Consider the following 23,655-nt stretch of genomic DNA (forward strand, 5'->3'; position numbering starts at 1 on the left):
GTCATGAACTCGAACGACGACCTCGCACGATGAACGAAGGGTTCCCGCATGACCGCACTCCCGCTGGCCCGGCGTCTGCGCGGCCCGCTGTTCTTCCCCGTCACCGCCTTCGCCCCCGACGGCACCCTGGCCCTCGACGCCTTCCGCGCGCACGTGCGCGCCGGGATCGAGGCGGGCGCGGGCGCGGTCTTCGCCTGCTGCGGCACCGGGGAGTTCCACGCCCTGGCGCCCGAGGAGTTCCACGCCTGCGTCGCGGCGGCGGTCGAGGAGGCCGCCGGACGCGTGCCGGTCGTCGCGGGCACCGGCTACGGAACCGCGCTCGCCCTGCACTACGCCGGACTCGCCGAACGCGCCGGTGCCGACGGCCTGCTGGCCCTGCCGCCGTACCTGGTCACCGCCGACCAGCCCGGCCTGCTGCGCCACTACACGGCACTCGCCGAGGGCACCGCGCTCGACGTGATCGTCTACCAGCGGGCCAACGCCGTCCTCACCCCTGACAGCGTCGTACGGCTGACCGGGGTGCCGGGCGTCATCGGGCTCAAGGACGGGGTCGGCGACCTCGACCTGATGCAGCGCGTCGTCTCCGCGGTCCGCTCCGCGCGGCCGGAGCGTGAACCGCTGTACTTCAACGGGCTGCCCACCGCCGAACTGACCGGCCTCGCCTACCGGGGCATCGGGGTCAGGCTCTACTCCTCGGCCGTCTTCTGCTTCGCCCCCGAGATCGCGCTCGCCTTCCACCGCGCGCTGCTCGGCGAGGCCGGCGACGGCGCCGGTGCCGACGACGCGGCCGTGAACCGGCTGCTCGACGTCTTCTACCGGCCGCTCGCCGAACTGCGCGACCAGGGCGCGGGATACGCGGTCTCCCTCGTGAAGGCGGGCGTACGGCTGCGGGGCGCCGAGGTCGGCGAGGTCCGGTCCCCGCTGAGCGAGCCCGCCCCGCAGCACGTGGCCCGCCTCGCCGAACTCATCGACCGGGGGCTGGAGCTGGCGGACGAGCTGAAGGGCTTCTAGCGCCCCCGCCCCCGCCTCCGCCCCGAACCGCTCCGCCCCCCACGCCACGCCGCTTCCCCGGGAGCCCCGTTGAACGTCTCCGCCTTCCTCTACCCCTGGGACGTCGTCGGGGACCCGGACGCCCCGCGCCGGCTCGCCGACCTCGGGATCGGCCGGGTGACGCTGGCCTCCGCGTACCACGCGACCCGTGCGCTCACCCCGAGGCACCCGCGCCGGAGGCTGGTCACCGCCGCGCACTCCGCCGTGCTGTACCCGCCCTCGCCGGAGCACTGGCGGGACGCGCCGCTGCGACCGCGTACGCAGCACTGGCTGGAGTGCGCCGATCCGTGGGGCGAGGCGGCGGCGGCGCTGGCGGACGCCGGGATCGAGGTGGGCACGTGGGCGGTGCTGACGCACAACTCCCTCCTGGGCGGCGAGCACCCGCGGTCCGCGGTGCGCAACGCCTACGGTGACCCCTATCCCTGGGCGTTGTGTGCCGCCCGGCCCGAGGTGCTGCGGTACGCGGTCGCCCTCGCGGCGGAGGCGGGGGCGCGGCCCGGGGCGCGGGGGGCCGAGCTGGAGGCGTGCGGCTGGTTCGGCGTGGAGCACGCGAACGCGCACGACAAGACCGCGGGCGTGCCGCTCGGTGGTGCCGCGCGCTACCTGATGTCGCTGTGCTTCTGCGGCACTTGCCGCCACGGTTACGCGCGGCTGGGCGCCGACCCCGACGAACTGCGGTGCGCGGTGCGCGCGGCGCTCGCCCCGGTGTGGTCGGGGGAGCGGGGGCCGGGCCCCGGCCCGGACGACCGCGAGGGGGAGTGGGCCGAGGTCGTCGCGCAGCTCGGCGACGCGTTCGCCGGGCTGACGCTGGCCTGGCGCACCCGCGCGGCCCGCGCGTTCCAGCGGGCGGCGGTGGCGGCGGTGCGCGAGCGCGCGGGCCGACCGGACTTCCCCGTCCTGCTGCACGCCGACCCCGCGCCGCACCGCAGCGGTTCCAACGCCGGGGTGGACGCGGCCGACGTCCTCGGGCACGCGGACGGCGTGGTGCTGCCCTGCACCGGCGCCGATTCGGCCCGCGAGGACGTGCTGCGGCCGTTCCGCACCGCCGCCGAAGCGCGCGGAAGCCGTGACGGCGCACGGCCCGTGATCGCCGCCAACCTCACCATCGTCTCCGGCATGGGCGGCAGCCCCGCCACGCTGGCCGACGACGCCGCCCACGCCGCCGCCCTCGGCGCCAACCAACTGCGGCTCTACCACGCGGGAGTGGCCGCCGACGCGGATCTCGCACTGGCCGGGCGGGCGCTGGCCCGCCTGCGAACGTGATCGCGCCGGGCACGGCCCGGGGGGAGACTGGAGGCGGACCCGAAGGCATTCATGACTGAAGGGCACTCATGGAATACGCAAAGCTCGGCACGACCGGCCTCGACGTGTCGCGGATCTGCCTCGGCTGCATGAGCTACGGCGACCCCAAGCGCGGCAACCACCCCTGGTCGCTGGACGAGGAGGCCAGCCGGCCGTTCATCCGCCGGGCGATCGAGGCGGGTATCAACTTCTTCGACACCGCCAACGTCTACTCCGACGGCTCCAGCGAGGAGATCGTCGGCCGCGCGCTCGCCGAGTACGCGAACCGCGACGAGATCGTGCTCGCCACGAAGGTGCACGGCCGGATGAGGTCGGGACCCAACGGCGGGGGCCTGTCGCGCAAGGCGATCCTCAGCGAGATCGACCACAGCCTGCGCCGCCTGGGCACCGACTACGTCGACCTGTACCAGATCCACCGCTGGGACCCGGCGACGCCGATCGAGGAGACCCTGGAGGCGCTCGACGACGTCGTGCGGGCGGGCAAGGCCCGTTACATCGGGGCGAGTTCGATGTACGCGTGGCAGTTCGCCAAGGCGCTGCACACCTCGGAACGGCACGGCTGGGCGCGGTTCGTCACCATGCAGGACCACTACAACCTGCTGTACCGCGAGGAGGAGCGGGAGATGCTGCCGCTCTGCCGGGACGAGGGCGTCGGCGTCATCCCGTGGAGCCCGCTGGCCTGCGGCCGGCTCACCCGGGAGTGGGACGCGAGCAGCGCGCGCAGCGAGACCGACGAGTTCGGCAAGAAGCTCTACCGGGAGTCCGACCGGGCCATCGTGGACGCGGTCACCGAGGTCGCGGCGGAGCGCGGAGTGCCCCGGGCCCGGGTGGCGCTCGCGTGGCTGCTGCGTCAGCCGGGGATCACGGCGCCCATCGTCGGCGCGACCAGGCCCGAGCACCTGGACGACGCGGTGGCGTCGGTCGACCTGTCCCTGACCGACGAGGAGTGCGCCCGCCTGGAGGCGCACTACACGGCCCGCGACATCGCGGGACACGCGTAACCCGTCGCCCTGCGCCGGGTCTCCTGGGGGCCGCCGTCGCGCGGCGGCCCCCAGGCCCCGGGTGGTCAGGCGCGCGGGGACGGCAGGGTCAGGCCGGTGACCGTGTGGGCCTGGACGACCGTGCCGGTGACCCGGGCGCTGCCACTGATCTCGTTGTGAACGCCGCCGACGCGGGGGCCGAACTCCTCGACCAGGGCGCGCAGTTCGGCCACCGCGTCCGGATCCCTGCGTACCAGGCGGCGCAGGTCGGCCTCCCACTCGCCGCGGATCGCGGCCACCGCGTCGGCGTCCCCGGCGTCGCTCGCGAGTGTCAACTCGGTCCGCGACCGCTCCAGTTCACCGGCGGCGTCCTCGGCGCGGGCCGCGTCGCCCCGGCCGAACAGCGCCGCGATCCGCCTTCTGGCCTGCGCCCAGCCGTCGCTGACCATCAGGCCGACCGGCGTGGTCGCCCCGGACGTCGCCAGCGCCGCCAACTGCGGTTCCATTCCGGCCACTTCCCGCCCCTTCCCCCGCTCGGCGTCCCGCGGGGACACCGCTTCGCCACCCTTCGTCCACCGGCCCTAGTCCTCGGCCCTGACACCGCGGGCCGCGATGGTGACCAGGGGAAGGACGAACTCGCCCTCCGCCGTCTCCGGGCGGGCGGCCAGGTAGGCGCGGACCTTCTCCAGGGTCGCCGCCCGCTCGGCGTCGTCCATCACCAGCAGGTGGGAGTGGGTCGCGACGGTCGCGGTCAGCGTCTCGGCGGTACGCGGCTGGCCGTGGATGAACCTGCGCTCCTCGGTCGCGCCGAACGCCTCGTGCCCCATCAGCGGCTTCGACCGGTCCCCGGAACGGGACAGCGTGGGCATGCTGACCAGCAGGTCCCGCAGCCCCGCCACCCACTCCACCCGGTCGTCGTCCGCGTTCCACAGCGCGCCCAGCACGCCGCCGGGCCGCAGCACCCGGGCGATCTCCGGCAGCGCGCGCTCCGGATCGAACCAGTGGAACGCCTGGCCCACCAGCACCGCGTCGAACGAGGCGTCCTCGGCCGGTATCGACTCGGCGGTGCCGCGGTGTGCGGGAACGCCGGGCAGCTCGCGCCGCAGCTGGTCGAGCATGCCCGCGTCCGGCTCCACCGCGACCACGTCGAGGCCCATGTCCAGCAGTACGGCGGTCAGCTTGCCGGTGCCCGCCGCGAGGTCCAGCACCTTCGGTGCGGATCGGCCGGCGACCGGCTCCAGCAGCCAGTTCACCGCCTCGCGCGGGTAGTCCGGCCGGTGCTCGGCGTACGCGCCCGCCTTCGCGCCGAACGACGAGGCGCGGCGGGCGTACAGCGCGGCGTCGGGCCCGGGAGCGGAGGGGTTCTGGGTCTCGTTGGTCATACCAAGGACCTTAGACCGGCCGCCGCCCGCGCTCCCGCCGCCGCCCGCGTTCGGCGGCTGCCCGCCTTCCGTGGCGGACGCGGTGCCCGCGCTCCCTGGCGGACGCGGTGCCCGCGCTCCCTGGCGGGCGCGGCGGTCACAGACGGCGGGTGGCCAGCGTCAGCCGGTCCCGGGCGTCCAGCAGCGCGTCCGTGATCATCTGCTCGTGCCCCGGGGTCAGCCGGGCCACCGGGACCGAGCAGCTGATCGCGTCACGCGCCGGGGTGCGGTACGGGATCGCCACGCCGAAGCAGCGCAGGCCCAGAGTGTTCTCCTCGCGGTCGACCGCGTAGCCGCGCTCGCGGATCGCGCGCAGTTCCTCGATGAGCCGCTCGCGGTCGGTGATCGTGTGCTCGGTCACCGCGTCCAGCGTCGCGGGCAGCAGCCGCCGCACCTGGTCGTCCTCGTGGGTGGCCAGCAGCGCCTTGCCCAGCGAGGTGGCGTGCGCCGGCAGCCTGCGGCCGACGCGGGTGAACGGGCGCAGGTAGTGCTGGGACTGCCGGGTCGCCAGGTAGACCACGTCGGTGCCGTCGAGCCGGGCGAGGTGGATGGTCTCGGTGGTGTCCTCGGCCAGCCGGTCCAGGGTGGGCCGGGCGGCGGCCACCACCTCGTCGCCGTCGATGTAGGAGGTGCCGACCAGCAGGGCGCGCACCCCGATCCCGTAACGGGTGCCGGTGGCGTCGGTCTCGATCCAGCCCAGGTCCACGAGCGTGCGCAGCAGCATGTAGAGGCTGGACTTGGGGTAGCCCACGGACTCCTGCACGGCGGCGAGCGTGTGCATGCCGGGCCGGCCCGCGAAGAACTCCAGCAACTCCACCGTACGGACGGCGGACTTGACCTGCGAGCCACCGTTCGCGGTGCCGCTGTGGGCGCCGCCGCGCGTGCCGGTCATCCCTCGACCCCTCTTGTCCGTACGGTGCGCCGGACGTAGGCTCGCCGACGACACGGATTCACATTCACGGATGTCGTTCAGTATACCGAACGCGTGGGAGGTCTCGCGGTGACAGCGGCAGCGGAACCAGTCTGGAGCGTCGACCCCAGGACCGGGAAGCGCCGCGAGCAGGTGGCCACCGAGTCCGCGCCCGGCGACATCGACGCGGCCGTGACCGCCGCCGCCGACGCGGCGGGCGCCCTGGCCGAGCTCGCCGCGCGTGCCGCGTTCCTGCGCACCGCCGCAGAACTGCTGGAGGGCGACGCCGAGCGGGTCATCGCCACCGCCGACGCGGAGACGGCCCTCGGCACGCCCCGGCTCACCGGTGAACTCGCGCGCACCGCTCACCAGTTGAGGTCCTTCGCTGACGTGGTGGACGAAGGCGCCTTCCTGGACGTCGTCATCGACCACGCCGACCCGGCGGCGAGCCCCGCGCCCCGCCCCGACCTGCGCAGGACCAAGGTCCCGCTGGGCGTCGCCGCCGTCTACGCCGCCTCCAACTTCCCCCTCGCCTTCTCGGTGCCCGGCGGCGACACGGCGAGCGCGCTGGCCGCGGGCTGCCCGGTGGTGGTGAAGGCCCATCCGGGCCACCCGGCGACCAGCGAGCTGGCCGGTGCGCTGCTGCGCCGGGCGGCGGCCCGCGCCGGCCTGCCGCAGGACGTGGTCCGCGTGGTGCACGGCTTCGACGCGGGCGTCGCGCTGATCCGGCATCCGCTGGTCGCCGCCGCCGGGTTCACCGGTTCGGTGCGCGGCGGGCGGGCGCTGTACGACGCGGCGGCGGCCCGGCCGCGGCCGATCCCGTTCCACGGCGAACTCGGCAGCCTCAACCCGGTGCTGGTCACCGAGGCCGCGGCGGCCGAACGCGGCCCGGACATCGCCGCCGGGCTCGCCGCCTCCTTCACGCTGGGCGCCGGGCAGTTCTGCACCAAGCCCGGGCTCGTCCTGGTCCCCGAGGGCGCCGACGGCGACCGCCTGCTGAGCACGCTCACCGAAGCGGCCCGCGCGGTCGGGCCCGGCGTGCTGCTCGACAGCCGCATCCGCGAGGCCTTCCTCGCCGGGGTACGCGAACGGCTGACGCTGCCCGGCGTCACCGCCCCCGTGGAGCCGGGCGAGGGCGACGGACTGGACGTCCGCGCCGGTTTCCTCAGCGTCCCCGCGAACCTGCTCACCGCGGACACCCACACGGCGCTGACGCACGAGTGCTTCGGGCCCGTCACCGTGATCGCCCGCTACGGGTCACCCGATGAGGTGGAAGCCGTGCTCGCCGGGTTGCCGGGCAACCTGACCGCGACGCTCCACCTGTCCACCGCCGAACGCGACGGCGCGCACGGCGCCGCCGCGCTCCTGGCGCGGTTGTCGGCGCTGGCAGGACGCGTGCTGGTGGGCGGCTGGCCGACCGGCGTCGCGGTCACGCCCGCCCAGCACCACGGCGGGCCCTACCCGGCCACCACCTCGCCGTACACCTCGGTCGGCACCGCCGCGATCGAGCGCTGGCTGCGGCCGGTCGCCTACCAGGACACGCCCGCGGCCCTGCTCCCGCCCGAGCTGCGCGACGACAATCCGCTGGGCGTCGCGCGCCGCGTCGACGGCCGCCGGGAGACCGGGAGCGGGGCACCGGCGCGGCTAGGCTGACGCCGCCGTACGGGCCCGCCCGCGCGGCACGCCCGTACCGCTCGCTTTCCGCACCGAAGGACCGTCCGCCGTGTCTCAGCGCACCCCCGCCACCCCCACGACACCGCGCAGGCGCCGGACCGCGGGCCTGCTCGCCGCCGTGTCCGCGCTCGCCGCACTCGGGCTGACCGGCTGCGGCGCGCACGACGGCACGCCCGCCGCCCGGATCAGCGCGAGCAGCGTCGCCGACACCGCCTCGGGCCCCGCGTCCGCGCCCACCGCCGTGCCCTCCGTGCCGCGCCGGACCGCCGAGGGGCGCACCACGCCGCCGCCGTGGCCGGTGCCCGCCGATCCGGCGGCTCGGGTGGCCGCGGCCGGGCTGCCGATGATGGGCGCCGAGGGCCAGGTGATGCACATCCACGCCCACCTCGACGTGCTGGTGGACGGCAAGCCCGTCGTGGTGCCCGCACTCATCGGCATCGACGAGCAGGCGCAGCGCATCAGCCCACTGCACACCCACGACACCTCCGGGGTGATCCACATCGAGTCCCCGGTCAAGGCGGTCTTCACTCTGGGCCAGTTCATGACCGAGTGGGACGTCGCGCTGGACGCCGGGCGGCTCGGCGGCCTGACGGCCGGTCACGGCGACACCCTGCGCGCGTACGTGGACGGACACGCGGTCAAGGGCGACCCCGCCGCGCTCACCCTCCACGCGCACGACGAGATCGCCCTTGTCTACGGACCGGCCGGCGCGCCGGTCGAGGTCCCCGGCTCCTACAAGTGGCCGCAGGGACTGTGACGTCCCCGACCGGCACAGGAGCGGGGTGACCCTCAGCTCACCGGTGTGAAGTCCCGGGCCCCGATGAACTCGGGGCGCCGGGCCGGGGCCGCGAACGGCTCCACCGCGGTGTTCTCCACGCTGTTGAACACGATGAAGACGTTGCTGCGCGGGAACGGGGTGATGTTGTCCCCGCTGCCGTGCATGCAGTTGCAGTCGAACCAGGTGGCCGAACCGGGCTTGCCGGTGAACAGCTTGATGCCGTGCTTTTCGGCCATCTCGGTCAGCGCCGCGTCGGACGGCGTGCCCGCGTCCTGCATCTGCAGCGAGCGCTTGTAGTTGTCCTTGGGCGTCACGCCCGCGCAGCCCAGGAACGTCCGGTGCGACCCCGGCATGATCATCAGGCCGCCGTTGGTGTCGTGGTTCTCGGTGAGCGCGATCGACACCGACACCGTGCGCATCCGGGGCAGGCCGTCCTCGGCGTGCCAGGTCTCGAAGTCGGAGTGCCAGTAGAAGCCGCTGGCGCCGAAGCCGGGCTTGACGTTGATGCGGCTCTGGTGCACGTAGACGTCGGAGCCCAGGATCTGCCGGGCGCGCTCCACCACCCGCGGGTCACGCACGAGTTCGGCGAAGACGTCGCTGATGCGGTGCACCTCGAAGACCGACCGCACGTCCTTGGACTTCGGCTCGATGATCGCGCGCTCGTCCGCCCGCACGGCCGGGTCGGCGACCAGCCGGTCGAGTTCGGCGCGGTAGCGGTCCACCTCCTGCGGCGTGATCAGCTGGTCCACCGCCAGGAAGCCGTCGCGGTCGAAGTCGCGCAGCCCGGACGGCTGGATCGGGCCGGGGGCGCCGGGCCTGGACCACACCACCGGGTCCTGGCGGGGCGTGGTCACCTCTGCGGTGCCGCGGGTCGGGTACAGGTCGGTGGTCTCGGGGGGCTTCGTCGCCGTGGTCATCTGTCAGGCCTCCTCGGTCAGCAGCGGATAGACGCCGTTCTCGTCGTGCTCCTCCCGTCCGGTGACCGGGGGGTTGAACACGCACACGCAGCGGAAGTCGGTCTTGGGTCGCATGGTGTGCCGCTCGTGGCCGTTGAGCAGGTACATCGTGCCCGGGGAGATCCAGTGGGTCTCGCCGGTCTCCTCGTCGGTCAGCTCGGCCTCGCCCTCGACGCACAGGACGGCCTCGATGTGGTTGGCGTACCACATCGACGTCTCCGTGCCCGCGTACATCACGGTCTCGTGGAGGGAGAAGCCGACGCCTTCCTTGGCCAGCACGATGCGCTTGCTCTCCCAGGTCCCCGACGCGGCCTTGATGTGCCGGTCGGTGCCCTCGATGTCGTTCAGCGATCGGACGATCACGTGGGTGGTGCCTTTCTGTGATGCGTGAGCGCGGCTGCGGACAGCGGCGCGGGGGTCAGGCGGTCTCGCGGACGGCGCGGGCCAGGGTGCGCAGGCCCTCGTCCAGCTCCTCGGGGGAGATGGTCAGGGCGGGCAGCAGCTTGACGACCTCGCTCTCCGGGCCCGAGGTCTCGATGAGCAGGCCGAGTTCGAAGGCGCGGGCGCACACCCGCGAGGCGCGGGACTTGTCGGCGAACTCCAGGCCCCACACCAGTCCGCGCCCGCGGAAGTCCAGCCCGGTGTCCTGGTGTTCGCGCGCGATGTCGCGCAGCGCGGACTCGACCTGGTCGCCGCGCGAGAGCGTCTGCTTCTCCATCTGCCCGTCCGCCCAGTAGGTGTCCAGGGCGGCGGTCGCGGTGACGAAGGACGGGTTGTGGCCGCGGAAGGTGCCGTTGTGCTCGCCGGGCTCCCACACGTCCAGCTCCGGCTTGAACAGCGTCAGCGACATCGGCATCCCGTAGCCGCCGATGGACTTCGAGAGCGTGACGATGTCCGGGGAGATGCCCGCCTCCTCGAAGGAGAAGAACGGTCCGGTGCGCCCGCAGCCCATCTGGATGTCGTCGACGATCAGCAGCATGTCGCGGCGCTTGCACAACTCGGCCAGCCCGCGCAGCCATTCGGGACGCGCGACGTTGATGCCGCCCTCGCCCTGGATGGTCTCCACGATCACGGCGGCGGGCTGGTTGAGCCCGGAGCCGGAGTCCTCCAGCAGGCGCTCGAACCACAGGAAGTCCGGGACCTGGCCGTCGAGGTAGTGGTCGAAGGGCATCGGAGTGCCGTGCACCAGCGGGATGCCGGCGCCGGCCCGCTTGAAGGCGTTGCCGGTGACGGCGAGCGAGCCGAGCGACATGCCGTGGAAGGCGTTGGTGAAGGACACGATCGCCTCGCGGCCCTTGACCTTGCGGGCCAGCTTGAGGGCGGCCTCCACCGCGTTGGTGCCGGTCGGGCCGGGGAACATCACCTTGTAGTCCAGGTCGCGCGGGCGCAGCACGACGTCCTGGAAGGTGCTGAGGAAGGCGCGTTTGGCCGTGGTCGACATGTCCAGGCCGTGCACCACGCCGTCGCGTTCCAGGTAGTCCAGGAGCGCCCGTTTGAGCACCGGGTTGTTGTGGCCGTAGTTGAGTGCTCCGGCACCGGCGAAGAAGTCGAGGTAGGCGTGGCCGTCCTCGTCGTGCATCCAGCTGCCCTGCGCGCGGTCGAACACGGCGGGCCAGCCGCGGCAGTAGCTGCGGACCTCGGACTCCAGGGACTCGAAGACGCTCAGTTCGGGCGGGGTGATGGTCACCGTGGGGCTCCTTGTCGGGAGAGGTGGGGGGAGAGCGGATCGTCGGCGGCGGTTCGCGTCAGCCGAGCGGGCCGATGCGGTACAGCACCTCGGGGTCGTGTCCGTCGGGGAACTGCACGCCGTGGAAGAGCACCTCGCGCTCCACGGTGGCCCCGTGCCGTTCCCCGTACGAGGTGAACAGCCGGTTGGAGGCGTCGTTGTCCGGAGTGATCGTGGTCTCGACGTGGCGTATGCCCTGGGCGGTCACCCGTTCGGTCAGCTCGTCGAGCATCGAGGCGGCCAGCCCGCGGCCGCGGTAGGCGTCGTCCACCGCCACCTGCCAGACGACCAGCGTCTCGGGCCGCTCGGGGCGCACGTACCCGGTGACGAAGCCCACCGGGGTGCCGTCGTCCGCGCGGGCCACGACCGAGGTGCGGGCGAAGTCCCGGCACCACAGCAGGTAGCTGTACGAGGAGTTCAGGTCGAGGGCCTTGGAGTCACGGGCTATACGCCACAGGGCGGCTCCGTCGTCCACCGTAGGGGTGTCCAGACGGCAATCGGTCGATCGTCGTGAATTCGCGGCTTGTGCGGCGGTCATGGCAATTGAATTTACCGATATCGAATGCCTGATGCATCGCCGGAGGGGGTTCCGCTGAAGCTGAAGATGTGTTATCGCGCGCGTGCGCAGGAAGTCCGGATGCGCAACTTATGGCGTTTTGCCTGGATAGAACCGGTGCAAAACGGACTAGGTGTGGACTCGGTCACACCTTCGTAACGGATCTGAGATCTCCCTGACTCGCCTCGCGAGACCGTTCGGGGAGGTTCGGAAGACTTTGCGTTTAAGGCCGGGTCGGCTGGGCAGAAGAGGGCGGGCGAATGCTGTCCCGGTAATTCTGTGGAGAATGTGAGTGCAAGCGTAACGCGTTTATCTTTCAATTGGCTTTCCCGGGTTTGCGCGCCCGTGCAGGGGGCAGGCAGGGCGGATCGCCGCCCCTCGTAGAGTCACGTCCATGACGGATGTCTCGGTGCTGCGCTTCAACGGGAGGGTCCTGGCCGGACCCGACGACGTACGCGACGGGTTGTGGGTGGTCGACGGGCGGGTGACGTACGAGCGTCCCGCGTCGGCCGCCGACGCGCCGGCCCTGACCGGGTGGGCGCTGCCGGGCCTGGTGGACGCCCACTGCCACGTCGGCCTCGACGCCCACGGCGCGGTCGACGAGGCGACCAGCGAGAAGCAGGCGCTGGCCGACCGCTCGGCGGGCGCGCTGCTGCTGCGCGACGCCGGATCGCCCGCCGACACCCGCTGGATCGACGAGCGCGAGGACCTGCCGCGGATCATCAGGGCGGGCCGCCACATCGCCAGGACCCGCCGCTACATCCGCAACTACGCCCACGAGATCGAGCCCGGCGACCTGGCCGCCTACGTGCGCCGCGAGGCCCGGCGGGGCGACGGCTGGGTCAAGCTGGTCGGCGACTGGATCGACCGCCAGGCAGGCGACCTGACCCCCTGCTGGCCGCGCTGGGCGATCGACGAGGCGATCGCCGCCGCGCACGAGGAGGGCGCCCGGGTCACCGCGCACTGCTTCGCGGAGGACTCGCTGGCCGACCTGGTGGAGGCGGGCATCGACTGCGTCGAGCACGCGACCGGCCTGACCGAGGAGACCATCCCGCTGTTCGCGGAGCGCGGCGTCGCCATCGTGCCGACCCTGGTCAACATCGCGACCTTCCCCGACCTCGCGGCGGGCGGCGAGGCGAAGTTCCCCGCCTGGTCGGCGCACATGCGGCGGCTGCACGCCCGGCGTTACGAGACCGTGCGGGCCGCGTACGACGCGGGCATCCCCGTCTTCACCGGCACCGACGCGGGAGGTTCCCTGCCGCACGGCCTGGTCGCCGACGAGGTGGCGGAGCTGGTGGCGGCGGGCATCCCCGCCCCGGACGCGCTGTCGGCCGCGACCTGGGGCGCGCGCCGCTGGCTGGGCCGCCCGCTGCTGGAGGAAGGCGACCCCGCCGACTTCGTCGTCCACGACACCGATCCGCGCGCCGACATCCGGGTCCTCGCCGCGCCCCGCGCGATCGTGCTGCGGGGGCGGGTGGTCGGCTAGCGCGGCGGCGTCCGCGCGGACGGCACCGGGCGGTGGCGTCCGGCGGGACGCAACGTCACTTCACGTCGCGGAGCGCCTTCGTGTACCCCGCCAGGGCCTCGCGGGTCCACTCCTCGGTGCGCTGCCGGGTGATGCCGAAGCCGTTCAGCGTCCGGGCCGCCGGGTCCTTGTCGTTGCGCAGCAGGCCGAGGAGCAGGTGTTCGGTGCCGATGTAGTTGTGGCCCAGGTGGAGCGCCTCGCGCAGCGCCAGTTCCAGGGTCTTCTTCGCGCTGCGGCTGAAGCGCAGCCGGCCGGACTGCTTGCTGCCCGGGCCGAGCTGGGCGAGGACCGCCTCGCGCACCTCGGCCGAGGGGGCGCCGAGCGTCTCCATCGCGCGGGCCGCGAGGCCCTCGGGCTCGGCGAGCAGGCCGAGGACGAGGTGGCCGTTCTCCACGTGGCCGTGGCCGAGCCGTTCGGCCTCGGCGCGCGCCTCGCTCACCGTGTTCCGGGCACGCTGGGTGAAGCGGGTGAACAGGCCGGGAGCGCGGCCGGGGCCGCTGATGTCGTCGATCTCGTCCACCTCGCTCTCCCGGGGGACGAAGCGCTTCTGCGCGGCCTGCTTGCTCACCCCCATGTACTGGCCGATCTCGGTCCAGGAGGCGCCCGCGCGGCGCGCCTGGTCCACGAAGTGCCCTATGAGGTGGTCGGAGACCTCGCCGAGGTGGGCGGAGGTCTCCATGGCGTCGGACAGGTGCTGGAGCGCGTCGCCGTCCGGGTGCCGGCTGAGGACGTGGTCGATGAGGTCGTCGAGTCGTACGGGCTGCTGGCTCATGCGTCAACCGTAGGTTGTCAAAGCCTCTATCGTCAACCGCTAATTGACGGTGTCAGGGAGGCGTGTGCGCATCTGTGGGGCGAAAGAATCGAAAACGAGGCCGGAAACCACCCTTTGGGGTGAAGTAGCGCCAGGTAGCTGTTCTGACACGAGCAGTGCGTAAATATTGCCGGGTCCCAAGGTCGTCGGCTGACGCGCTGTCCCCGCAGCGGCACCGGCGGCCCCTGTCTCCGTGGGGGTTTTCCACTTGTACAGCTCTGTCCTCAGCATGCCCGCGCGCCGTTCCGCAGCCGCGATCGGCGCCGCGGTCGCCCTGGCGGCGACCACCCTCACCCTGGCCCCGGGTGCCCTGGCGGCCACCCCCGACCACCACGGCGGCGCGAACGGCGGCCGGGCCACCGCCGTCGTGCTGCGCGCCGGACTGGACGTGTCGCTGCTGGGCAGGACGGCCGACGTGCCGCTGAACGTCTCGCTCAACGACGTCCACGCCCCCGCCGACGCCTCGCAGACCGCGCTGAGCGCCCGGCTCGGCGGCGTGAACGGCGGTCGCTCCTTCGACGTGCTGCGCGCCGACGTCGCCACCTCCCGCGCCACCGCCGACGCCCACCAGGCGGAGGGCTACGTCAACCTGGTCAACGCGAAGGTGTCCCTGCCCGGCCTGCTGCCGTCGCTGGTGACCGTGCACGCCGCCACCGCCCGCGCGACCTGCGTGGCCGGGCGGCACCCGCAGGCGTCGACCGACTTCGTCGGCACCGTCGACGTGCTGGGCAAGCCGGTCCGGATCACCGTCGGCGGCCCGACCGACGTGCGGGTGGCCGGTGTCGGCGACGTCCGCCTGAGCCTGTCCCAGAAGAGGACGACCTCGCGCACCGCGGCGGCCACCGCGCTCGACCTCAAGGTCGACATCGACCCGCTGAAGCTGGGCGTCGCCCGCATCACGGGTGATGTCACCCTCGTCCAGGCGACCTGCGAGACCCCGAACGGCGGAGGCGGCTCGTCGTCCGGCGGCGCCTCGGGCGGGAGCTCCGGCGGCGGCTCCGCCGGCGCGAGCGGCGGTTCGACCCGTGGGGCGTCCAACGGCGGTGCGAACGGCGGCGGTTCGTCCAGCGGGGCCAGTGCCGGTACGAGCGGCGGTTCGACCTCCGGCTCCACCGGCTCCTCGGGCTCCACCGGTTCCTCCGGCGGCTCGTCGTCCGGCGCCACCGGCGGCAGCGGCTCGACCGCGGGTTCCGGCTCCTCGGGCGGCTCGGGCACCCACACCCAGACGGTCAGCGCGGCGGGCCAGAACCAGAACCTCGCCGAGACCGGTGCCGACTCCGACCTGCCCTATCTCGCGGGCGGCGCGGGCGCGCTGGTCGTGGCGGGCGGCCTCGGTGTCCTGGTGGCCCGGCGCCGCAGGTCCTCGACGGAGGGCTGACGTCAGGCGGCCCCTCGCGGGCCCGCCCCTCGATCGCGGCGGGCGGTGACACGTCCGGCACCGCCCGCCGCCCGGCCGCGTCGCGCCCCCGCGCCGCGGCCGGGCCGTGCGCCCCGGCCGGCCGGAGCCTCCAGGAACCCGGTCAGCCGGTGCGTACGGCGAGCGCCTCGCCCAGCGCCGCGACGAAGCGGTCGCTGGTGTTCCGGTCGCGCACCGCCGCCCGCAGCCAGTCCGGCCCCAGGCCCGGGAAGGTGTCGGCCCTGCGCACCGCGAACCCCAGCGCCCGCAGCCGCTCGCGCACCGCGAGCGCGCCCGCCACCCGCAGCAGGACGAACGGGCCCGCCGCGGGCCCCGCGACCTGTACGCCGCCCGCGCCGGCCGCCTCGACGGTGTCGTTCAACCCGGCGATCCGGATGAGCAGATGGGCCCGGTCGGCGGCGATGCGGTGCGCCGCCGCCTCCGCCTGGGCCAGCGCCCGGGGCTCGCAGCAGGCCTGCGCCGCGGTCAGCGCCGGAGTGGAGACCGGCCACAGCGGCTGGGCGCGCTCCAGCGCGGCCACGGTCTCCACCTGAGCGAGCACGTAGCCGATCCGCAGCCCGGCCAGCCCCCAGGTCTTGGTCAGGCTGCGCAGCACCACCAGACCCGGCAGGTCGCGCCGCGACGCCAGCGACTCGCGTTCGCCCGGCACGGCGTCCATGAACGCCTCGTCGACCACCAGCGTCCGCCCCGGGCGCGCCAGCCGGGCCAGCGCACCGGCCGGGTGCAGCACCGAGGTCGGGTTCGTCGGGTTGCCGACCACCACGAAGTCCGCCTCGTCCGGCACCGCCGCCGTATCGAGCCGGAAGCCGTCCTGCGCCCGCAGCAGCACCCGGTGCACCGCGTGGCCCGCGTCGCGCAGCGCCGCCTCCGGCTCGGTGAACTGCGGGTGCACGACGACCGCGTGGCGCGGCGAGAGGGCCCGGGCCAGCAGGACGAACGCCTCCGCCGCGCCGGAGGTCAGCAGCACCTGCCCGGGCGGCCTGCCGTGCCGCGCCGCGACCGCCTCGCGCGCCGCCCGGCCGTCCGGGTAGGCGGCGAGCGAGGCGATGCTGCCCGCTATGCGCTCACGCAGCCACGAAGGCGGCGTGTCCGCCCGGACGTTGACGGCCAGGTCGGTCAGCTTCGCGCCGTCGTCGCGGACTTCGGCGTCGCCGTGGTGGCGCAGGTCGTGGGTGTCCATGGTGTCGATGCGGTCCCTCGATGTGGTGGTGGTCCGGCGGGCCACGGCGGCCGTCGCCATCGACGCGCGGCCGGGCGGGACCGACCTGCGCTTGGGGACGAGGAGTTCGCCGCCGGGCGCGGACGCCAGCGCGGCGGCCTCCGCGACGCTCGCGGTGCCCAGCGCCTCGCGCGACGCCTGCGACGGGTTCGGCACGGTGATCGCCGCCAGCGTCCCGGCGGGGTGCGTCAGCAGCGGCACGCCCAGGCGTTCCGCCGCACCGAGCAGCCCCGGCTCGCCGGCCTTGGCGTCCACCGTCGCCAGCGCGGCCACCGCGTCCGGCGCGCCGCCCGCTTCCGCCAGGGCGCTCAGCACGAGGGCGTGCACCTCGTCGGCACTCACGCCACGGGCGGCGCCCACTCCGACGACGAGCGGGCGGTCAGCGCGCGACGCCATCGCGCACCGCCCGGGCGGCCCCAACCAGGCGCGCCGCGATCGACGGCTCGGCGGCCCAGTGGACGTGCAGGTACGAGGCGTGGACCCCGCCGCGTACGAAGCCCTCGACGCGCCGCCGCGGGCCGGTCAGCCCCCACGCGGGCTCGGGGCCCGCGCCGGGCTCGGTCACCGTGCGGTGGAACTCGTGCCCGCGCAGCCGGGTCCCGGCGGCGGCCAGCACGTTGTCCGACAGTGCGACGGCCTCCCGGTAGCCCAGCGTCAGCCGCTCGCCCATCCGCGCCGTCGCGTCCAGCACACCGCACATCGGCGCGCCGTCCAACTCCCGTGCCAGGTACAGCAGTCCGGCGCACTCGGCGGCCACCGGCGCGCCCGACGCGGCGAGCCGGACCACCGCCTCGCGCAGCGGTGCGTTCGCCGACAGCTCCGGCGCGTACACCTCGGGGAAGCCGCCCCCGACGACCAGTCCCGCCGTGCCCCGGGGCAGCGCCTCGTCGCGCAGCGGGTCGAACGCGACGACCTCGGCCCCGGCCCCGGTGAGCAGTTCGGCGTGCTCGGCGTACGCGAAGGTGAACGCGGGGCCGCCCGCCACGGCGATCACGGGGGCCGGACCCTCGTGGGCGTCCATCGGCCCCCGCGGCGACCACGGCTCGCACGACAGTTCGCCCGCGCCGCGCGCCAGCGCCAGCAGCGCGTCCAGGTCGCAACCGCGCCGCACCCGTTCCGCCAGCGTGTCGACCGCCTCCACCGCGTCCGTGCGCCGCTCGGCCACCGGGACCAGCCCCAAGTGCCGTGCAGGGGTGTGCAGTCGGCCCTCGCGGCGCAGCACGCCGAGCACCGGCACGCCCGCCTCGTCCAGCGCGTCGCGCAGCAACTCCTCGTGGCGGTCGGAGGCCACCTTGTTGAGGATCACCCCGCCGAGCCGCACCTGCGGGTCCCACGCGGCGAAGCCGTGCACCAGGGCCGCCACCGACCGCGACTGCGACGAGGCGTCCACCACCAGCACCACCGGCGCCCGCAGCAACTTCGCCACCTGCGCGGTCGAGGCCAGCTCGCCGCGCCCGGCCGCGCCGTCGAACATCCCCATCACGCCCTCGACCACGGCCAGGTCCGCGCCGCGCGCCCCGTGCAGGAACAGCGGTGCGATCCGCTCCGTACCGCACAGGTAGGCGTCGAGGTTGCGGCCCGGGCGGCCGGTGGCCAGCGCGTGGTAGCCGGGGTCGATGTAGTCAGGGCCCACCTTGTGCGGCGAGACGGTCAGCCCGGCGCGGGTGAACGCGGCCATCAGGCCGGTCGCGACGGTGGTCTTGCCGCTGCCGGAGGACGGCGCGGCGACGACCAGGCGCGGCGGGGCGGCCTCGCGGGACCGGGCGGCCTCCTGGGGCGGGGCGGCCTCGTGGGGCGGGGCGGCCTCGTGGGGCGGGGCGGCGTTCACCACTCGATGCCCCGCTGGCCCTTCTGGCCGGCGTCCATCGGGTGCTTGACCTTGGTCATCTCGGTCACCAGGTCGGCCGCGTCCAGCAGCGCGGCGGGCGCGTTGCGGCCGGTGATGACGACGTGCTGGGTGCCGGGGCGCTCACGCAGCACCGCGATCACCTCGTCGGTGTCCACCCAGCCCCAGTGCAGGGGGTAGGCGAACTCGTCCAGCACGTAGAAGCGGTAGGTCTCGGCGGCCAGGTCCCGCTTGACCTGCTCCCAGCCCTCGCGGGCCGCCTCCTCGCTGCTGTCCAGGTCGCGCTGGACCCAGGACCAGCCCTCGCCCATCTTGTGCCAGGTGACGGCGCCGCCCTCGCCGGACTCGCCCAGCACCCGCAGCGCCCGCTCCTCGCCGACCCGCCACTTGGCGGACTTCACGAACTGGAACACCCCGACCGGCCAGCCCTGGTTCCAGGCGCGCAGCGCCATCCCGAACGCGGCGGTCGACTTCCCCTTGCCGGGGCCCGTGTGCACCATCGTCAGCGGACGGTTGCGGCGCTGACGGGTCGTCAGGCCATCGTCCGGTACGACACTCGGCTTGCCCTGCGGCACTACGCTGCCCTCCTCACGTCGCGGACGAGCCCGGACACGGTGTCCGCACGAAGCTCGTCCAGCGTCACCACGGTCCCGGCCAACCCGCCCGCCAGCGACGCGGCGAGACCGAGCCGCACCGGGCCGCTCTCGCAGTCCACCACCACCGAGGCGACCTGCTCGGCCGCCAGCAGCCGCGCGGCACGGGAGGCCAGCGCGAGCGGTTCGGGACCGCCGGTGGCCCGGCCGTCGGTCACCACGACCAGCAGCGGCCTGCGTGACGGATCGCGCAACCGCTCCACCCGCAGCACCTCGCGGGCCTTGAGCAGTCCGGCCGCAAGCGGCGTGCGGCCACCGGTCGGCAGCCGCTCCAGCCGCGCGGCGCCCGCCTCCACCGACGAGGTCGGCGGCAGCGCCAGCTCGGCGCCCGAGCCGCGGAAGGTCACCAGGCCCACCTTGTCCCGCCGCTGGTAGGCGTCGAGCAGCAGCGACAGCACCGCGCCCTTGACCGCCGACATCCGCCGCCGGGCCGCCATCGAGCCGGAGGCGTCCACCACGAACAGCACGAGGTTGCCCTCCCGCCCCTCGCGCACCGCCTGCCGCAGGTCGTCCCGGCGCACCACGAGCCCGGGACCGCTGCGGCCGCGGGAGCGCTGGTGCGGCGCGGCGGCGCGCACGGTGGCGGCCAGGTGCAGCTTGGTCAGGGCGCCGCGCGGACGGCGGTCGCCGGTGGTGCGGCCGTGGTCGGTACGGGCCCGGGAGCGGCGCCCCGCGACCCCCTCGCCCAGCCCGTCCACCGTCAGCGCCTTCGCCCTGAACGGCTCGCCCGCGGCCACCGGGGACTGCTCGGGCGCGCCCGCCGCGCCCTGCGACTGCCGGGGCAGCGCGGGGCTGTCGTCCTCGCCGGGGCCGGAGGGCTCGTGCGGGGGAGCGGCGTCGTCCGGCCCGTCCTGCGGCGGCAGGCCGCCGCCTCCGCCGCCCGGCCCGTCGGGGCCCGGCCCGTCGGGCTCCGGGTCGTCCTCGGGACCGTCCTGCGGGTCCCCGGGCGAGCCGTCGCCGGAGCCGGGGGCGTCGCCGCGCGAGTCCTCCAGCGTCCGGTCGAGCTTGTCCTCGTCGAGACCCGGCGCGTCGAACGGGTTGCGGCGGCGCCGGTGCGGCAGCGCCAGCAGCGCCGCCTGCCGCACGTCCTGCTCGGTCACCGCGTCCCGTCCCGCCCAGGCGGCCAGCGCGGTGGCGGTGCGGGCCATCACGATGTCGGCGCGCATGCCGTCCACCTCGAACGCGGCGCAGGTCGCAGCGATCTGCCGCAGGGCGTCGTCACCGAGCCGCACCGAGGGCAGCAACTCGCGCGCCGCGACGACACGTTGACGCAAGCCCTCCTCCTCGTGCGCCCAGCGGGCGGCGAACGCGGCGGGGTCCTCGTCGTAGGCGAGCCTGCGGCGGACCACCTCGACCCGCTCGTCGGTCTCCCGCGAGGCGGCCACCTCGACGGTGAGGCCGAAGCGGTCGAGCAACTGCGGGCGCAGCTCGCCCTCTTCGGGGTTCATCGTGCCGACCAGCAAAAAGCGCGCCGCGTGCCGCACCGAGACGCCCTCGCGCTCGACGTAGGAGGCGCCCATCGCGGCGGCGTCCAGCAGCAGGTCGACCAGGTGGTCGTGGAGGAGGTTGACCTCGTCCACGTAGAGAACCCCGCGGTGCGCGGCGGCCAGCAGGCCCGGCTCGAACGCCTTCACGCCCTCCGCCAGCGCCCGTTCGATGTCCAGCGCGCCGACGAGACGGTCCTCCGAGGCGCCGACCGGCAGTTCGACCATGCGGGTCGGGCGGGCCACCGCCCGCCCGGACCCGTGCGGGGCGTCGGGGCAGGCCGGATCGGGGGCGGCGGGGTCGCAGCTGAAGCGGCAGCCCTCGACCACGTCGACGTCCGGCATCAGGGCCGCCAGCGCCCGCACGGCGGTGGACTTGGCCGTGCCCTTCTCGCCGCGTACCAGGACACCGCCCACGGCCGGGCTGACCGCGTTCAGCAGCAGTGCCAGACGCAGGTCGTCCATGCCGACGATGGCGGTGAAGGGGTAGTTCCTCATGAGGGCTCCTGGGTCGGGTGCGGCGCCGTGGCCGGTTGTGCTGCCCACCCGTTCCGCCCGGCGGAACGACTGCCCACAACCTGAGGTGCTCCGGGCGGGAGGAAGGGCAGGCCCGCCGGCACGCCGTCCTCGATGAGCCGCAGCAGCGCCGACGTGTCCGCGTGCTGCTCGATCAGGTCCGCCAGGCGCTCCAACTGCTCCTCGCGCAGCGCCGCGAACCGCGTGTCGGGGGCCGGTACGAAGCGTCGGCCCGCGTCGGCCGCGACGCGCCGCAGGAACGCCCTGCGGAAGCCGTCGCTCTCCAGGGACCCGTGCCAGTGCGTGCCCCACACCGCGCCCACCCGCAGCCCGTCGAGGAACTCCTCGCCGCCGCCGCGCAGTTCGGCCACGCCGTGGTGGATCTCGTAGCCCTCGACCGGCTCGCCCAGAGCCTTGCCGGACGGCCGGGCCAGCGTCTTGTCCCGCGCGAAGCGGACCCGCACCGGCAGCAGGCCGAGGCCCTCCACCGTGCCCGCGCGCGACTCCACCTCGTCCTCGATGGTCTCGCCCAGCACCTGGAACCCGCCGCAGACCCCCAGCACCGGGCGGCCCTCGGCGGCGCGGCGCGCGATCGCCTCCGCCAGCCCGCGTTCCCGCAGCCAGCGCAGCGCCTTCACGGTGCCGCGGGTGCCCGGCAGCACGACCAGGTCCGCGTCGGCGAGCTCCTCGGGGCGGTCCACGAACCGCACCACGACGCCGGGTTCGGCGGCCAGCGCGTCCACGTCCGTGAAGTTGGACATCAGCGGCACCGCGGCCACCGCGACGCGCAGCACCTGATCGCCGTACGGGGGCGCGACCACCGACTCGCGCACCGCGCCGCGCAGCGATATCCGCAGGCCGTCCTCCTCGTCGATGCCCAGGCCGTGCGCGTACGGCAGCACCCCGAGCGTTTGGCGCCCCGTGACGTCGCGGAGCATCGCCAGGCCCGGCTCCAGCAGCGAGACGTCGCCGCGGAACTTGTTGACGACGTAGCCCGCGACCAGCGCCTGGTCCTCGGCGCTCAGCAGGGCGGTGGTGCCGAAGAAGGAGGCGAAGACGCCGCCGCGGTCGATGTCGCCGACCACCACCACCGGCAGCCGCGCGGCCCTGGCCAGGCCCATGTTGACGATGTCGGTCGCGCGCAGGTTGATCTCCGCCGGGCTGCCCGCGCCCTCGCAGATCACCGCGTCATGGGTGCGCCGCAACTCGGCCAGGCAGTCGGTGACCGTGCCCAGCAACTCCCGCTGCCGTCCCGCGTGGTAGCCGCGCGCGCTCAGTTCGCCGACCGGCTTGCCCAGCAGCACCACCTGGCTGCTGCTGTCCCCGCCCGGCTTGAGCAGCACCGGGTTCATCAGCGCGCTGGGCTCGACCCGGGCCGCCTGGGCCTGCATGGCCTGCGCCCGGCCGATCTCGGCGCCCTCGCGGGTGACGTAGGAGTTGAGCGACATGTTCTGCGCCTTGAACGGCGCGACGCTCACGCCCCGGCGGGCCAGCCAGCGGCAGATGCCCGCCGTCACCACGCTCTTGCCCGCGTCCGACGTCGTCCCCGCGACGAGCAGCCCGCCGCCGGCGCCGGCCCTCCCGGTCCCGTTCGTACCGCCGCCGGTCATGCCGCTCCCTTCCGGCGGCGCGCCGCCGACCAGGCGAGCCGGGCGGCCACCGTGCCGGAGAGCGCCAGGGCGCCCACCCGGCGCGAGAGCCGTACCGCCCGCTCGATGTCCGCCACCTCCACCGCGCGCCCGGCCGCGTTGAGCACCGGGCGGTCCTCGATCCGGCCGCCGTACGACAGCCTCCCCCCGAGCCGCACCCCCAACGCCCCGGCGAACGACGCCTCGACGACACCAGCGTTCGGGCTCGGGTGCCGCGGCGCGTCCTCGCGCCCGGCCCGTCGCGCGCCGTGCGGGTCGCCGCCCGCGAGCGCCGCCAGCGCCGCGGTCAGTCGCGCGCCCGGAAAGCCCAGCACGTCGTCCAGCCGCGCCGACGCCCAGCCGAAGCGCCGGTAGCGCGGGGAGCGGTGACCGACCATCGCGTCAAGGGTGTTGGCGGCGCGGAACCCGACCAGTCCTGGCACCCCGCCCACCGCACCCCACACCAGCGCGCCCACCACCGCGTCGGAGGTGTTCTCGGCCACCGACTCCACCACCGCTCGGGCGATCCCAGGGCCGTCCAGCGCCTGCGGATCACGCCCGCACAGATGGGGGAGCCGCGCGCGGGCCGCCTCGACGTCACCGGCCTCCAGCGCGGCACCGACCGCCCGCGCCTCCCGGCCCAGCGACGTGCCGCCCAGCACCGCCCAAGTCGCGGCGGCGGTCAGCGCGACGGAGGCGGTGACACGGTCGCGGGTCAGCCGGTGCGCGCCCGCGGCCAGCGCCACGGCGCCGCCCGCGCACGCAAGCGTGTGCAGCGCGCCGCGCCCCCTCTCGTCGCGCCACAGGCGGCGTTCGACCGCCCCGGCCACGCGGCCGAACGCGGCGACCGGATGGCCCTTGCGCGGATCACCGGTGAGCAGGTCGCCCGCGTACCCCAGCACGGCGCCGCAGGCGTACGTCAGGGCGTGCCGGGTGCCGGGCATGGCGGAAGTCCTCACTCAGGGTCCGCGCCCTGGTTCGACGTGACCGGCGACGAGAGTCTCCTGGCTCCCGGATCCGCGCGATCCCCGGCCTTCCAGCCGTCTGGCACGGCCGTGGCGCTCGGGAGGGATCGCGCTCCCCGGTGACAGTGGCGGGACCGCGCCGGATTCGCACCGGCTTCCTCTCCTGTCGCCGCTTGGCACCGGGCAGTTCACCACGCCCGGCAACGGCCGTCAACTTCCCCTTGACCTGCGGCGGGAG

General features: G+C 74.7%; 21 protein-coding genes and 1 riboswitch. Of the genes, 7 read left to right on the top strand and 14 right to left on the bottom strand.

The features are described from left to right. Window positions 1–48 precede the first annotated feature (48 nt). From CK485_RS15600 to CK485_RS15610, 3 genes are all read left to right on the top strand, one after another. Window positions 49–1,011, top strand: coding sequence for a 5-dehydro-4-deoxyglucarate dehydratase (locus CK485_RS15600; protein WP_109451007.1), 963 nt, complete (start codon window positions 49–51; stop codon window positions 1,009–1,011). Between the two features lie 69 nt (window positions 1,012–1,080). Next, window positions 1,081–2,313 (top strand): hypothetical protein, encoded by a 1,233-nt coding sequence (locus tag CK485_RS15605; RefSeq protein WP_109451010.1) that lies wholly within the window; start codon window positions 1,081–1,083, stop codon window positions 2,311–2,313. Window positions 2,314–2,381: 68 nt separating this feature from the next. After that, window positions 2,382–3,353 carry an aldo/keto reductase gene (locus CK485_RS15610; protein ID WP_109451013.1) on the top strand — a complete coding sequence of 324 codons (972 nt, stop codon included), beginning with the start codon at window positions 2,382–2,384 and terminating at the stop codon, window positions 3,351–3,353. 65 nt (window positions 3,354–3,418) lie between these two features. Here CK485_RS15610 and CK485_RS15615 read toward each other — a convergent pair whose 3' ends face one another. From CK485_RS15615 to CK485_RS15625, 3 genes are all read right to left on the bottom strand, one after another. Beyond that, window positions 3,419–3,838, bottom strand: coding sequence for a hypothetical protein (locus CK485_RS15615; protein WP_109451015.1), 420 nt, complete (start codon window positions 3,836–3,838; stop codon window positions 3,419–3,421). A 75-nt stretch (window positions 3,839–3,913) separates the two neighbouring features. After that, window positions 3,914–4,714 (bottom strand): class I SAM-dependent methyltransferase, encoded by an 801-nt coding sequence (locus CK485_RS15620; protein ID WP_109451017.1) that lies wholly within the window; start codon window positions 4,712–4,714, stop codon window positions 3,914–3,916. Between the two features lie 136 nt (window positions 4,715–4,850). Continuing rightward, window positions 4,851–5,645: an IclR family transcriptional regulator gene (locus tag CK485_RS15625; RefSeq protein WP_109451021.1), complete on the bottom strand. Its 795-nt coding sequence runs from the start codon at window positions 5,643–5,645 to the stop codon at window positions 4,851–4,853. A 108-nt stretch (window positions 5,646–5,753) separates the two neighbouring features. Between CK485_RS15625 and CK485_RS15630 the strand changes: the two genes are divergently transcribed. Together CK485_RS15630 and CK485_RS15635 are read left to right on the top strand one after the other, a co-directional pair. Continuing rightward, window positions 5,754–7,316, top strand: a complete 1,563-nt coding sequence (locus CK485_RS15630) for an aldehyde dehydrogenase (NADP(+)) (protein ID WP_109451024.1) — start codon at window positions 5,754–5,756, stop codon at window positions 7,314–7,316. Window positions 7,317–7,386: 70 nt separating this feature from the next. Then, window positions 7,387–8,094, top strand: coding sequence for a hypothetical protein (locus tag CK485_RS15635; protein WP_241968360.1), 708 nt, complete (start codon window positions 7,387–7,389; stop codon window positions 8,092–8,094). Window positions 8,095–8,126: 32 nt separating this feature from the next. Here CK485_RS15635 and thpD read toward each other — a convergent pair whose 3' ends face one another. The 4 genes from thpD to ectA are packed head-to-tail and all read right to left on the bottom strand — an operon-like array spanning window position 8,127 to window position 11,335. After that, window positions 8,127–9,032, bottom strand: a complete 906-nt coding sequence (gene thpD / locus CK485_RS15640; RefSeq protein WP_109451027.1) for an ectoine hydroxylase — start codon at window positions 9,030–9,032, stop codon at window positions 8,127–8,129. 3 nt (window positions 9,033–9,035) lie between these two features. After that, window positions 9,036–9,434 carry an ectoine synthase gene (locus CK485_RS15645; RefSeq protein WP_109451030.1) on the bottom strand — a complete coding sequence of 133 codons (399 nt, stop codon included), beginning with the start codon at window positions 9,432–9,434 and terminating at the stop codon, window positions 9,036–9,038. Between the two features lie 55 nt (window positions 9,435–9,489). After that, window positions 9,490–10,758 carry a diaminobutyrate--2-oxoglutarate transaminase gene (ectB, locus tag CK485_RS15650; RefSeq protein WP_109451032.1) on the bottom strand — a complete coding sequence of 423 codons (1,269 nt, stop codon included), beginning with the start codon at window positions 10,756–10,758 and terminating at the stop codon, window positions 9,490–9,492. A 58-nt stretch (window positions 10,759–10,816) separates the two neighbouring features. Further along, window positions 10,817–11,335, bottom strand: a complete 519-nt coding sequence (ectA, locus tag CK485_RS15655; RefSeq protein WP_109451034.1) for a diaminobutyrate acetyltransferase — start codon at window positions 11,333–11,335, stop codon at window positions 10,817–10,819. 412 nt (window positions 11,336–11,747) lie between these two features. On the opposite strand from ectA, the gene CK485_RS15660 reads away from it, so the two are divergent. Beyond that, complete coding sequence (locus CK485_RS15660; RefSeq protein WP_109451037.1) at window positions 11,748–12,839, top strand: amidohydrolase family protein; 1,092 nt, start codon at window positions 11,748–11,750, stop codon at window positions 12,837–12,839. 55 nt (window positions 12,840–12,894) lie between these two features. Here CK485_RS15660 and CK485_RS15665 read toward each other — a convergent pair whose 3' ends face one another. Continuing rightward, entirely contained in the window at window positions 12,895–13,650 is a 756-nt protein-coding gene (locus CK485_RS15665; RefSeq protein ID WP_109451040.1) for a Clp protease N-terminal domain-containing protein, read from the bottom strand. A gap of 268 nt (window positions 13,651–13,918) precedes the next feature. On the opposite strand from CK485_RS15665, the gene CK485_RS15670 reads away from it, so the two are divergent. After that, entirely contained in the window at window positions 13,919–15,067 is a 1,149-nt protein-coding gene (locus tag CK485_RS15670) for an SCO1860 family LAETG-anchored protein (protein WP_109451044.1), read from the top strand. 142 nt (window positions 15,068–15,209) lie between these two features. On the opposite strand, the gene cobC is transcribed toward CK485_RS15670, so the two are convergent. The 6 genes from cobC to CK485_RS15700 form a co-directional block, all read right to left on the bottom strand. After that, a complete protein-coding gene (cobC, locus tag CK485_RS15675; protein WP_109451047.1) occupies window positions 15,210–16,721 on the bottom strand; it encodes an Rv2231c family pyridoxal phosphate-dependent protein CobC in 1,512 nt (503 codons plus the stop codon). Beyond that, the gene (locus CK485_RS15680) at window positions 16,705–18,060 is read right to left on the bottom strand and encodes a cobyrinate a,c-diamide synthase (protein WP_109453066.1); all 1,356 of its coding nucleotides are present in this window, start codon (window positions 18,058–18,060) and stop codon (window positions 16,705–16,707) included. The genes cobC and CK485_RS15680 overlap by 17 nt, the downstream gene beginning before the upstream one ends. 89 nt (window positions 18,061–18,149) lie before the next feature. Beyond that, window positions 18,150–18,746 carry a cob(I)yrinic acid a,c-diamide adenosyltransferase gene (cobO, locus tag CK485_RS15685; protein ID WP_109451049.1) on the bottom strand — a complete coding sequence of 199 codons (597 nt, stop codon included), beginning with the start codon at window positions 18,744–18,746 and terminating at the stop codon, window positions 18,150–18,152. Beyond that, the gene (locus CK485_RS15690) at window positions 18,746–20,806 is read right to left on the bottom strand and encodes a putative cobaltochelatase (protein ID WP_109451051.1); all 2,061 of its coding nucleotides are present in this window, start codon (window positions 20,804–20,806) and stop codon (window positions 18,746–18,748) included. The genes cobO and CK485_RS15690 overlap by 1 nt, the downstream gene beginning before the upstream one ends. Continuing rightward, on the bottom strand, window positions 20,803–22,434 hold the full coding sequence (locus tag CK485_RS15695) for a cobyric acid synthase (RefSeq protein WP_109451055.1): 1,632 nt from the start codon (window positions 22,432–22,434) through the stop codon (window positions 20,803–20,805). Before CK485_RS15695 ends, CK485_RS15690 begins: the two co-directional genes overlap by 4 nt. Continuing rightward, window positions 22,431–23,396: a cobalamin biosynthesis protein gene (locus CK485_RS15700; RefSeq protein WP_109451059.1), complete on the bottom strand. Its 966-nt coding sequence runs from the start codon at window positions 23,394–23,396 to the stop codon at window positions 22,431–22,433. The genes CK485_RS15695 and CK485_RS15700 overlap by 4 nt, the downstream gene beginning before the upstream one ends. A 53-nt stretch (window positions 23,397–23,449) precedes the next feature. Continuing rightward, window positions 23,450–23,579, bottom strand: a riboswitch (cobalamin riboswitch). Between the last annotated feature and the right edge of the window lie 76 nt (window positions 23,580–23,655).

Source organism: Streptomyces sp. ICBB 8177 (assembly GCF_003144095.1).
Lineage (GTDB): Bacteria > Actinomycetota > Actinomycetes > Streptomycetales > Streptomycetaceae > Streptantibioticus_D.